Below are 12,214 nucleotides of genomic sequence, written 5' to 3' on the forward strand. Positions count from 1 at the left end.
GTCGGACAGCGCGTTGACGACCGAAACACCGACGCCGTGCAGGCCGCCGGAGGTCTCATAGACCTTGGAGTCGAACTTGCCGCCCGAATGCAGCGTCGTCATGATGACTTCGAGCGCCGGCTTCTTGAATTTCGGATGCGGATCGACCGGGATGCCGCGGCCATTGTCGGTGACGGTCAGGAAGCCGTCGGCGGAAAGCTCGACGTCGATGAAGGTGGCGTGGCCGGCCACCGCCTCGTCCATCGAATTGTCGATGACCTCGGCGAACAGGTGGTGCATCGCCTTGTCGTCGGTGCCGCCGATATACATGCCCGGACGGCGCCGCACCGGCTCGAGACCCTCCAGCACCTCGATATCGGCGGCGCTGTAGCTTTCGCTGCCGTCGCGGGCGGCGGTCGAGCGCTTCGCGGCCTGCACCAGCGGATCGGCGGGGCGCGAGGGCGCGCGCACCGGCTGTGCCTGCTTTTCCATCTTGCCGAAGAGATCGTTGCTGTCGTCCATGCTGGGCCTAGCGTCCGGTAATGCGAATCACGGCTCGATACTGCCACGCTTTTGGCGGGCGAACGAGTTCCTGTTCCGTTCAGGGATCAAACTGTCTCTTATTCCAAAACCATTCGATAACCAAGCCGGCCGAAATAGGGCGATCGGCGGGTCACGGGATTCCTGATTCTTTAACATTAACGCCTAGCGTGAGGCCCAAACCAACAAAAGACCACGGGCGTCAGGGGTTTCGTTGTGCGGGGCAGGGCCATAACCATGATCGGTATCGCAGCCGTCTTCGGCGCGATCTCGATCTTTGCGGCGGATTTTTGGGTCAAGAGCCAGGCAAAGGCTCAGTCCGAGATCAAGGTGGTCACGGTCGAAGCTCCGCAGCAGCCCAAGGTCGAATTCAAGACCATCGTGGTGGCTCAAGCGCCGCTGCGCTATGGAATGGAGCTCGGACGGCCACAACTCGCCGAGATCCCGTGGCCGCAGGATTCGCTGCCGCAAGGCGCTTTCCCGACGATCGACAAGTTGCTTGCCGACGGCAGCCGCGTGGTGCTGTCGCCGATCGAGGTCAACGAACCGGTGCTGCTCACCAAACTGTCGGGACCGAACGGTCGCGCCACGCTTTCCAACATACTGTCGCCGGGCATGCGGGCCGTCACCATCCGCACCGACGAAATTGCCGGTGTCGGCGGCTTCGTCACGCCGGGAGACCGGGTCGACGTCGTCCTGACGCGCGATGCGGGAGACATCCAGGAAGTATCCAAGAACGCGCAAGGGGCGGCCGGCTCGACGGTCACCTCCGAGATTGTGGTCTCCGACGCCAAAGTGCTTTCGGTCGGGCAGGGCGCCGACGAACGCAAGACCGAGCCGCAGGTCGCCAATTCAGTGACCATCGAGGTGACCAACGAAGGGGCGCAGAAAGTGGCGCTCGCCCGCACCGTCGGCACTTTGTCGCTGTCGTTGCGGTCCGCGGCTGACGCCAGTGCCAGCAAAGGCGGGCTTACGACGATCTCTTCCTTCGGCGGCTCGGTTGCCGCAAACGCCGAGGCAAGTGCGGCCTCGCTCGTCAATGCGGTGACGAAGGACCAGGACGAGCCGAAATTCAGGACGGTGATCGTGACGCGCGGCGAGAAAGTCGAAGAATACAAGGTTCCTTCACGGGAACCGCCGCAGGAACTGCAGCAATAGCCGGTGGGGATCGGCGGGGACGGGCAAGATGTTCGGGTTTGATGCATTTCGGACGACCGGGGGATGGCGTCTTCTCGGCGCGATCGCGCTGGCGGTGTCGCTGGCTGTGGTAGGCTTCGCCGCGCCGGCAAGGGCGGACAATGACGTCGTCTATGTCTCGGCGAACCAGAACGCCTCGATCAAGGTCGCCAAGGGCAAGCCGAAGACGATCATGACGAGCGCGGCCTTCTACCAGATCGTCATCGGCGATCCGGAGATCGCCAACGTCAACCCGCTGACCGACAAGTCCTTCTATGTGCTGGGCAACAATCTCGGCACCACCGGTATCGCCCTGTTCGACCAGACCAAGCAGCTTGTCGGCACCATCGACATCGAGGTGACGCTGGACACCGACCAACTGGCCAGCACCATCCGCGCCAGCGTGCCCGACGCCAAGATCAAGGTCGGTTCGGCAAACGGCCGCGTCGTGTTGTCGGGCGAGGCCGAGGATGCGGTCGCCGCCGACAAGGCCAGCAAGATCGCCTCGCGCTTTTCCGGTAATGAGGAAGTCATCAATTCGGTCAACATCTCGTCCTCGCAGCAGGTACAGCTCAATGTCCGCTTCGTCGAGATCAACCGCCAGGCCGGCCAGGATCTCGGCGCCAAATACGCGGCCAATTTCGCTTATGGCATCGGCAACCGCAAAGTCGTGCTTAACCCGGACGGGGGAGATGTGCCGGCTGCCGGAACGGGCGAGATCATCGGCAGCCTGCTGTCGAACGGCTTGTCGATCGACATCGCCATCAAGGCGCTGGAGGAACGCGGCCTGGCGCGGCGGCTCGCGGAGCCGAATCTGATTGCCCGCTCTGGCCAGACGGCGAGCTTCCTTGCCGGCGGCGAGTTCCCGATCCCGGTTTCCGAAGACAACGGCAAGATCAGCGTCACCTACAAGAAGTACGGCGTCGGCCTCGATTTCACGCCGACGGTGCTGAAGGACGGGCTCCTGAGCCTCGACATCGCGCCGGAAGTGTCGTCGATCGACCCGTCCGCTTCCATCCAGGTCAGCAGCGGCATTTCCATTCCAGCCTTCATCGTGCGCCGCGCCAGGACGTCGGTCGACCTCAAGAACGGCCAGAGCTTCATGATCGCCGGCCTTCTGCAGTCGCAGAACGACATCACGACATCGCGGGTGCCGGGGATCGGCAAGCTGCCGGTGCTCGGTCCGCTGTTCTCCTCGAAATCTTATCAGCGGCGCGAGACCGATCTGGTCATCATCGTCACGCCGTACCTGGTCAAGCCGGTCGATCCCTCGAAGAAGATGGTCGAGCCGACCGACGGCACCCGGCCGGCAAGTGCCGCCGACTATTTCCTCAACAACACCGAGGAGGCCGACGCCTCGGCGCCGAAGCGTCCGCTGGCGCTGGCCGATGGCAGCACCGCCCGCTCCGTATCCGGCACGTCCGGCCACTTCCTCGACCTGCCGAAGGACTAAGGCCATGCGCATCGCCCTTTGGACTGTTCTCTTGCTCACTGGCCTCGCCGGCGGCTGCACCAGCGACGACTATGTGCGCACCGAAGGGGTGACGCCGGGGGTCGGCAACGCGCAGGCATCCAACACCGCCATGCAGATGGTCGATCCGTGGAAGTACGGCGTCCAGAACACAAGGCTTCTCGTGCCGGCTCAACGTCCGGGTTCCGAGACTGTCGCCGTTGGCGCGAAAGCCGGCGCCGCGTCCGCGCCGACAACATCATCAACGACATCGAATTGATCGGCCGACAACGATGGCATCTGCTACCAAGACCAAGAAGATCCTGCTCGTTTCCACCGACAGGGCGTTCGTGCAGGACACTCGGACGGCTTTTGCGACCTCCGAGGTCATCGAGCTCCTGACGGTGGAAAAGAGCATCAACGAGCTGCGCGGCGAAGCCCTCGAAACCGATTTCGGCACCGTCATCGTCGACATGGACGCGGCCAAGCTCGAGGAGATCGAGTCGCTGCAGCGCGTCATGCGCCGGCTGGAAGGCAGCGTTCCCGTGGTCGTCGTCACCCAGGAATTCAACGCGGCGGCGGTGCGCATCCTCGTGCAGCTCAAGGTCGCCGACTTCCTGGTCAAGCCGATCACCACGGCAGACCTGGTGCGCTCGGTCATCCGGGCGTTGCAGGGGCCGGGGCGGGAAGAGAACACCGAATCGCACATCTATACCTTCATGCCGGCCGCCGGCGGCGTCGGCACCACCACGCTCGCGCTGCAGACGGCTTTCCAGCTGCATCATTCGGTGACGCGCGGCGCTTCGACATGCGTGGTCGATCTGAATTTCCAGCAGGGCGCCTGCGCCGAATATCTCGACCTTGAGCCGCGCTTCGACATCACGGAAATCGAGAACCAGCCGGAGCGCCTCGACCGGCAACTGCTCGATGTGATGCTGTCGAAACATGCGAGTGGCCTGTGCGTGCTCGCGGCGCCGACACGTCCCTCGGACATGCGCTCCTTCAAGACCGATGTGGTGGTTCGGATGCTCGATCTCGTGGCGGCTTACTTCGACAATGTCGTCATCGACATGCCGCGCACCTGGTTCCCCTGGACCGAGACGGTGCTCTTGGGTTCCAACAAGCTCTACATCGTCGCCGAGATGACGGTGCCTTGCCTGCGCCACACGCAGCGCCTTATCCAGGCCGTCTATGAGACCGCAGGCAAGGAAGTGAAGCCCAACGTCATCGTCAACCGCTTCGAACAGAAGATGTTCGACAGCGGCATCAAGCAGGCCGATGTCCAAGAGATACTCGGCGAGCATTTCGTCGGCGGCATCTCCAACAATTACCGGCTGGTGCGCGAGGCCGTCGACCGCGGCGTGCCGCTGCACGCCATCGACCCCAACGCCAATGTCGTCAACGACCTGAAGAAGATCATCCTGCCGGAGGAGGCCGTCCAGACCACGGTCAAGTCGAAATCGCTGTTCGGCCTCGGCAAAGGCCTGCTGAAGAGGAAGGCCGGATGAACACTCGCTTTTCCAACCTGCAGAACCGCGACACTCGTCCGCAGCGAGCGCCGGAGCCCGCGCCTATGGTGCACAATGCGGTGATCATCCCGACGACCCGCAAGCCGGCACCGCCGAAGCCGGAGGCCGCGCCGGCAAAAAGCGCCAACAAGGTGCTCGATGCGCGCGTGCGCATCCACCGCATGCTGCTCGAGGAGATCAACCTCGTGGCGCTCGAGCGGCTGCCCAAGGATGAAATGCGACGGCAGGTGCATGAATTCGTCTCGGAAAAGACGCGCGAGGAGCGGATGGCGATCAACATCGCCGAGCTCGATGCGCTGGTCGACGACATCGTCGACGAGATGGTCGGCCTCGGCCCGCTGGAGCCGTTGCTCAAGGACCCTGAGATCAACGATATCCTGATCAATGGCCACCAGAACTGCTTCGTCGAAAAGCGCGGCAAGCTGCAGCAGGTCCACATCCCATTCAAGGATGAGGCGCATCTGCTTCGAATCATTAACAAAATAGTCGCGGCTGTCGGCCGCCGCGTCGATGAATCACAGCCGATGGTCGACGCCCGCATGCTCGACGGCTCGCGCTTCAACGCGGCGATCCGCCCGGTCGGCGTCGACGGCCCGCTGGTGTCGATCCGCAAATTTTCCAAGAACAAGCTCGGCCTGCACAAGCTGGTCGAGTTCGGCGCCATCACCCAGAACATGGCCGAAGTGCTGGCGGCGGCGGTGCACGCCCGCAAGACCACGATCATCTCCGGCGGCACCGGCACCGGCAAGACGACGATGCTCAATGCGCTGTCGGCCTTCATCCCGGAAGACGAGCGCCTGATCACCATCGAGGACGCGGCCGAGCTGCAATTGCAGCAGCCGCATGTCGCGCGCATGGAAACGCGCCCGGCCAACATCGAGGGCCATGGCGAACTGAAGCAGCGCGACCTGGTCAAGAACGCGCTGCGCATGCGCCCCGACCGCGTCATCCTCGGCGAGTGCCGCGGCGAGGAAGCCTTCGACATGCTGCAGGCGATGAACACCGGTCATGAAGGCTCGATGGCGACCATCCATGCCAACACGCCGCGCGACGCGATCTCGCGTCTGGAACAGATGCTCGGCATGACCGGCATGCCGATGACGGTGCAGTCGATCCGCAGCCAGATCGCCAGCGCGCTCGACATCATCGTGCAGCTGACGCGCCTTTCCGACGGCAAGCGCAAGGTGACCAGCGTCGCCGAGGTAACCGGCATGGAAGGCGATGTCATCCAGATGCAGGAGATATTCCGCTTCGTGCGCACCGGCATGGAGGCGGACGGCAAGATCCTCGGCCACTTCGAGGCGACCGGCATCCGCCCGCGCTTCCTCGAGGACCTGCGCAACATGGGCATCGAATTCCCGGGCAAGTATTTTGAACCCGGCCGGCCGCAGGACTAGGCCGGTGTTCGAGGGATTCAGCCCGATCTACGTCGTATACGCCGCGGCGGCGCTCACCGGCATCATGATCGCCGAGGGCCTTTACCTGCTCTATGCCGGGCGCAGCGACAAGCGCACGGCAATCAACCGCCGCATGAAGCTCGCCGAGAACAAGATCAGCCAGGAGCAGGTGCTGATCCAACTGCGCAAGGAGCGCGGGATCGACGGCCGCAGTTCCGTCTTTTCCCTCGACCGTTTCCGCGTCCTGCGCACGCAGTCCGGCATGACCACGCCGTTGCCGAAGTTCCTGATGATCACATCGGGGATCGCTTTCGCACTGGCGCTTCTCACGATCTGGAAGGGCTTGCCGCTTCTGTTCGGCCTGATCCTGTTTCTCATACTGCTGCCGGTGCTGCCGGTGATGGCGATGCGCTTCATGCGCAAGCGCCGGCACAAGCGGTTCGGGATACAGTTGCCCGAGGCGCTGGAACTGATCACGCGTGGCCTCAAGGCGGGCCATCCGGTGCCGGTGGCGATCGCCATGGTGGCGCGCGAAATGGCCGATCCGATCGGCACCGAGTTCGGCGTCGTCGCCGACGAGGTCACCTACGGCTCGGACCTTGTGTCGGCGCTGAACAATCTATTCGACCGGGTAGGCCACGAGGACCTGCCGCTGTTCGTCACGGCGGTGTCGATCCAGAGCAGTTCGGGCGGCAATCTGCGCGAGATCCTCGACGGCCTGTCCGCGACAATCCGCGAGCGCGGCAAGCTGCGCCGCAAGGTGCGCGCCATTTCGACCGAAGGCCGCATGTCTGCCTACATCCTGACCGCAGTGCCGGCGCTTCTGTTCACCGCCATCATGGTGCTGATGCCGCAATTCTACCAGGATGTCTGGGGCGAGCCGAAGACCTGGTACATGCTGAGCGGGGCGATCTTCTGGCTGCTGCTCGGCAACGCCATCATGTTCAAGATGTCGAATTTCAGGTTCTGAAATGGAAGACGTCATCCGCTTTCTCGCCTCGCTCGCGCCGACGTCGCTGATGCCGGTTGCCGTGCTGCTGCTGGTGCTTGGCGGCGGTGCCGTTGCCTGGCCGCTTGTGCTCGCCAAGGGCGATCGCGGCGAGGTCAAGCGCCGGCTGAAGGTCGAGGTGGTGCAGCCGGCCGAGCAGGTGGACGCTGCGCCCAAGAAGAGCACCAGCGCCGTGCGCGAGAAGGCGGTGAAACGGGCGCAGGAGTTCTATGCCAAGAGCGACCCGGAAAATGTCGCGCGGCTGCGCATGAAGCTCATCCAGGCCGGCTATATGGAGCCGCGCGCCGTCGGCATGTTCTTCCTGATCCGCTTCGCCACCATGATCGGCGCGGCGTTGGGCGCGTTCCTGATCAACCACTGGGCGGCCAGCGCCGAGTCGACCATGACCAGCCGCTGGACCTTCATCATCCTGTCGGGCGCCGGCGGCTATTTCCTGCCGGGCCTGGTGCTGACGCAGAAGGTTCGGGAGAAGATGCGCGAATACCGCAACGGCTTTCCCGATTTCATGGATCTGATGATCGTCTGCTCCGATGCCGGCATGAGCATGGAGGCCGGCATCGAGCGGGTCTCCAAGGAGCTTGCCAGGACCTATCCGTCGCTCAGCCAGAACCTGATCCTGGTGTCGCTGGAGCTGCGGGCCGGGCGCAGTCTCGACGACGCGCTGAAGGCACTCGCCGACCGTCTCAGCCTGGACGAGGTGCGCTCCTTCGCGACGCTGCTGCAGCAATCCAAGGAGCTCGGCACCAGCCTATCGGGCTCGCTGCGCGTCTTCTCCGACGAAATGCGGCATAAGCGCATGTCGCTGGCGGAGGAGAAGGCGCATGCCTTGCCGGCCAAGATGTCGGTGCCGGTGACGGTCTGCATCCTGCCGGTGGTGCTGATGATCGCCATTATTCCGATCATTGTGAAGCTGACGGCGCATCACTGAGGTATGCTGATATTCGGGTGAGGCCGGCCTGCGAATAGCGACTTTCTGCGCTCCCGGTGCTCACGTACTTCAAGTACGCTCCGCTCCGGTTCTCGAAAGCCATTATTCTCGACACGGCCTGACCCGAATCTCAGCATACCTCAACCATCGCTGGTCTGCTGGTTAACGCATCCTTGGCGGGGAACCAAAATTTAGCTGCATTTCGGCACCGAAGCTTAATCGCTCTCCTGTATCGTCTTTTCGTGAAGAACGACCCGGCAAATCGGGCGATGGGGCAGGGGCATGCGTCAGAGACTTCCCACGGCAGCGGTGGCATTGACGGCCGCCTTGATGATCACCGGCTGCACGACGAGCAACACCAGCAACAGTGTCGACACGACCAAGACCACCGCGATCCAGCCGGTGGCCAAGGATGTCAGCGCCAACGACCTCGTCGAAGGCAAGGCCCAGTTCCGCGAGGCGAATTTCGGCCTGGCCGAACAGCATTTCCGCAAGGCGGTCGAGCTCAGATCCGACAATGCCGAAGCCTGGATGGGGCTTGCCGCTTCCTATGACGAGCTCGGCCGTTTCGACTTCGCCGACCGCGCCTATGCGCAGTTGCTGAAGGTTGCCGGCCGCAAGCCGCAGATCGTCAACAATATGGGTTATTCGCAGCTCCTGCGCGGCAACAAGAAGAAGGCGCGCGCGCTGCTGCTCGAGGCCAAGGCCGGCATGGCCGACCAGACGGTGGTCAACGCCAATCTGGCACTTCTGAACAAGAGCTAGAGCCTTATCGGGCTTGGCTTAAATGGTTCCGCCCGAATTCCTCGGCCGCCGGCCGAACGCCGTTTCAGCGAAACGCGACAAGTTCCACCCGTTACAATTTTCGTTTGTCGATTGGCGAAATCAAAGCGACAGGGTTGAATTTCCGGCTGGCGGACGCACGCCTGTCAACCGGCTTACCAGGTGTACAACGTCGGGCGAATATCGTTTTTCGCGGGGATCGCCTCGCGCTGGTGAAAAAGAACTGTTTCAATATAAACCAACAATTTCTAGTCTTCGCTTCTGCTGGATGCAGTAGTGGATGCTTTGTAAACCTTGTCGGAAGGTTGGGTCGAAAGGTTAGCTGAAAACGGTATCAGTGGGCCGCCGTTAACCTAGAATGCAGCGTCACTGACCACTCCCAAGAGGCGGCGGCTCAACAATGTTGGATTTTAGTTCGCTCCTGCTCGCGGCGGCGTTGTCGGGTACGTGCCTCAGCATCACCATGCTTGCGATCTGGCTCACCGCTCCGCGGGCGCCCTTCGTGCTGACGGTGGCGTGCGGCATCCTTGTGCTTGTCGCGCATGTCGTTCTGTTCTGGCAATACACCAAGGAGCCCAACCCTTGGCTCTGCCAGGCAGTGCTGGTGCTGCTCAGCCTGGGTTTCCTCATCATCTGCCTGTCGGCGATGCAATATCTGGGCGTCGGCAACCATGGTAGCGTTGTTCTGCCGACATTGGCAGCCATGGCCGCCGGCGCCGTCTTCACCTATCTCGGATTCGACGGCATCGGTTTCCTCATCACCTATTCGGCCGTCACGGCGCTGCTCGCGGCGATCGGAACGATGTTCTGGATGAAGGGCGATCACGACCGCAGGATCCTGCTCGTCGTCTCGTTCCTGAGCGGAGCCTGCGGCTTGTCCTTCGCGCTGTGCGGCCTGGTGTTGCTGGTGCAAGGGCAATGGGTTCTCGGTGCTGCGCCCGACAACTGGGCGGAGCGGTTGAACACCGTCGTCGCGGTTGCCTGCATGACCGGCCTCGGGGCGCTGACGCTTTCGCTGCATCATCTGCAAGCGCAGATCGAGCTCAAGGCCGAGACCATGACCGATCCGTTGACCGGCCTGATGAACCGCAGGGCGCTCAACGAACTCTACGGCGATCGCAGCTTTGGTCCGTTCATGGCGATCGCGATGTTCGATCTTGACCATTTCAAGACGACCAACGATGTCTTCGGCCATCCCGTCGGCGACAAGGTCCTTTGCCGCTTCGCGGCGGTGATCAAGAAATATGGCAGGACAGGGGTCGACGCCTTCCGGCTCGGCGGCGAGGAGTTCGCGATCGTCATGTCGCGGATCACGCCTGAAAAGGCGCATGACATGGCAAGCCGCATCGGCGTCGCCTTCGGCACCGAGATCGTCGCGACGCATCGCGGTCCGCTGCGCAGCAGCGTCAGCGGCGGCATGGGATTTGGCGCAGCTAGTGGCCGGACCCTGGACGAGGTGCTGGCCGAAGCGGACGCCGCGCTCTATGCCGCCAAGCGCGCCGGGCGGAACCGCGTTATCGCCCAACGAGAACAGGGCCAGCCCGATAGCGGGCCGGCCCAGAAAACCGCCTGAACGACTACTCCGCGGCGCCGAGATATTCCGACAGCGGCGGGCACGAGCAGACCAGGTTGCGGTCGCCGGCCACATTGTCGATGCGCGACACCGGGGGCCAGTATTTCGTCGCCAGGTCGGCGTCGCCCGCAGGGTGGGCCGCTTCGAGCCGCGAGTAGGGATGCTTCCACTCAGCGGCAAGCGCTTCCGCCGCGGTGTGCGGGGCGTTGACCAGTGGGTTGTCGTTGGACGGCCACTCGCCCTTCGCCACTTTCGCCGCCTCGCCGGCGATGGCTACCATCGCCTCGCAGAAGCGGTCGAGCTCGCGCTTGGGCTCGGACTCGGTCGGCTCGACCATCAGCGTGCCGGCGACCGGGAACGACATGGTCGGCGCGTGGAAGCCATAGTCGATCAGGCGCTTGGCGATATCGTCGACGCTGATGCCGGCGCTCTCCTTGAGCACGCGAGTGTCGAGGATGCACTCGTGGGCGATGCGATCGTGCCTGCCCTTGTAGAGAAGCGGGAAGTGCGGCGCGAGCCGGGTCGCGATGTAGTTGGCGGAAACGATCGCCGTTTCCGTCGCCTGCTTCAGTCCTGAAGCGCCCATCATGCGGATGTACATCCAGGTGATCGGCAGGATGGAGGCGCTGCCGAACGGCGCCGCCGCCACGGCATGGGTCGTGCCTTCCGTCACGTGGCCGGGCAGGTAGTGCTTCAGATGGGCCTTGACACCGATCGGACCGACACCCGGCCCACCGCCGCCATGCGGGATGCAGAAGGTCTTGTGCAGGTTCATGTGGCAGACGTCGGCGCCGATATCGCCTGGACGGGCGAGACCGACCAGCGCGTTGAGGTTGGCGCCGTCGAAATAGACCTGGCCGCCATGCTCATGGACGATGGCGCAGAGGTCGCGTGCGCCTTCCTCGTAGACGCCGTGCGTCGAGGGGTAGGTGAACATCAGCGCCGCGAGGTCCTTCGAATGCTCGGCCGCCTTGGCCTTGAGGTCCTCGACATCGATGTTGCCGTCCTCGGTGCAGCGCACGACGACGACACTCATGCCGACCATCGCGGCGCTCGCCGGATTGGTGCCATGCGCGGAGGACGGGATCAGGCAGACGGTGCGGTGACCTTCGCCGCGCGCGCGGTGATAGCCGCGAATGGCGAGCAGGCCGGCATATTCGCCCTGGCTGCCGGCATTGGGCTGCAAGGTCACGGCGTCGAAGCCGGTGATCTCCGACAACCAGGCTTCGAGATCGGCGATCATGGCGCGGTAGCCGCCCGAATGGCCGGCGGGTGCGAAGGGATGCAGATTGGCGACGCTGGGCCAGCTCACCGGCATCATTTCAGCGGCGGCATTGAGCTTCATCGTGCAGGAGCCGAGCGGGATCATGGCGCGGTCGAGCGCCAGGTCCTTGTCGGCCAGCCGGCGCAGGAAGCGCATCATGTCGGTCTCGGAGCGGTTCTCGTGGAAGATCGGCTGCGTCAGGAACTCCTTGCCGCGCGGCTTGCCGGGCATCGAGCCGCCGTCCGCGCCTGGCTTGGCGCCGAAAAGGCCGGCTATGGCCTCGAGATCGGCTTCCGTCGAGGTCTCGTCGAAGGCGATGCTGATCTTGTCCGCATCGATGACGCGCAGCAGCCGCCCTGTCTTCTCCGCGGCGGCGGCGATCGCGCCGGCCTTGCCCTTCACCTCGGCCGTCACCGTGTCGAAGCGGCTTGCGCCGAGCACCGATACGCCGGCGGCTTTGAGACCTGAGGCGAGGCGGTCGGCAAGGCCGTGGATGCGACCGGCAATCGCCTGGAGGCCGGCAGGGCCATGCCAGATCGCATAGGCCGCGGCCATATTGGCCAGCAGCGCCTGCGCGGTGCAGATG

General features: G+C 63.6%; 11 protein-coding genes. 9 read left to right on the forward strand and 2 right to left on the reverse strand.

What is annotated here, in order from left to right; all coding sequences use genetic code 11:
• On the reverse strand, positions 1–501 hold a 501-nt coding region (locus EOA24_RS12950), incomplete at its 3' end, for an ATP-binding protein (protein ID WP_245501787.1).
• Between the two features lie 255 nt (positions 502–756).
• Between EOA24_RS12950 and cpaB the strand changes: the two genes are divergently transcribed.
• The 9 genes from cpaB to EOA24_RS12995 all read left to right on the forward strand — a co-directional run bounded on the left by cpaB (position 757) and on the right by EOA24_RS12995 (position 10,364).
• Positions 757–1,677 (forward strand): Flp pilus assembly protein CpaB, encoded by a 921-nt coding sequence (cpaB, locus tag EOA24_RS12955; protein WP_126082357.1) that lies wholly within the window; start codon positions 757–759, stop codon positions 1,675–1,677.
• A gap of 28 nt (positions 1,678–1,705) precedes the next feature.
• Complete coding sequence (locus EOA24_RS12960) at positions 1,706–3,148, forward strand: type II and III secretion system protein family protein (protein ID WP_126082358.1); 1,443 nt, start codon at positions 1,706–1,708, stop codon at positions 3,146–3,148.
• Positions 3,149–3,152: 4 nt separating this feature from the next.
• Positions 3,153–3,425 carry a hypothetical protein gene (locus EOA24_RS12965; RefSeq protein ID WP_126082359.1) on the forward strand — a complete coding sequence of 91 codons (273 nt, stop codon included), beginning with the start codon at positions 3,153–3,155 and terminating at the stop codon, positions 3,423–3,425.
• Positions 3,426–3,438: 13 nt separating this feature from the next.
• Positions 3,439–4,653, forward strand: coding sequence for a response regulator/pilus assembly protein (locus tag EOA24_RS12970; RefSeq protein WP_126082360.1), 1,215 nt, complete (start codon positions 3,439–3,441; stop codon positions 4,651–4,653).
• Positions 4,650–6,071, forward strand: a complete 1,422-nt coding sequence (locus EOA24_RS12975) for a CpaF family protein (RefSeq protein WP_126082361.1) — start codon at positions 4,650–4,652, stop codon at positions 6,069–6,071. The genes EOA24_RS12970 and EOA24_RS12975 overlap by 4 nt, the downstream gene beginning before the upstream one ends.
• 4 nt (positions 6,072–6,075) lie before the next feature.
• On the forward strand, positions 6,076–7,041 hold the full coding sequence (locus EOA24_RS12980; RefSeq protein WP_126082362.1) for a type II secretion system F family protein: 966 nt from the start codon (positions 6,076–6,078) through the stop codon (positions 7,039–7,041).
• Between the two features lies 1 nt (position 7,042).
• Entirely contained in the window at positions 7,043–8,008 is a 966-nt protein-coding gene (locus EOA24_RS12985; RefSeq protein WP_126082363.1) for a type II secretion system F family protein, read from the forward strand.
• Between the two features lie 282 nt (positions 8,009–8,290).
• Positions 8,291–8,773, forward strand: a complete 483-nt coding sequence (locus EOA24_RS12990; RefSeq protein ID WP_126082364.1) for a hypothetical protein — start codon at positions 8,291–8,293, stop codon at positions 8,771–8,773.
• A gap of 418 nt (positions 8,774–9,191) precedes the next feature.
• Complete coding sequence (locus tag EOA24_RS12995) at positions 9,192–10,364, forward strand: GGDEF domain-containing protein (RefSeq protein WP_126082365.1); 1,173 nt, start codon at positions 9,192–9,194, stop codon at positions 10,362–10,364.
• A 4-nt stretch (positions 10,365–10,368) separates the two neighbouring features.
• On the opposite strand, the gene gcvP is transcribed toward EOA24_RS12995, so the two are convergent.
• Positions 10,369–12,214: aminomethyl-transferring glycine dehydrogenase (gene gcvP, locus EOA24_RS13000; RefSeq protein ID WP_127409845.1), on the reverse strand; the 1,846-nt coding region annotated here is incomplete at its 5' end.

This window comes from Mesorhizobium sp. M2A.F.Ca.ET.039.01.1.1 (genome assembly GCF_003998035.1).
Classification (GTDB): domain Bacteria; phylum Pseudomonadota; class Alphaproteobacteria; order Rhizobiales; family Rhizobiaceae; genus Mesorhizobium.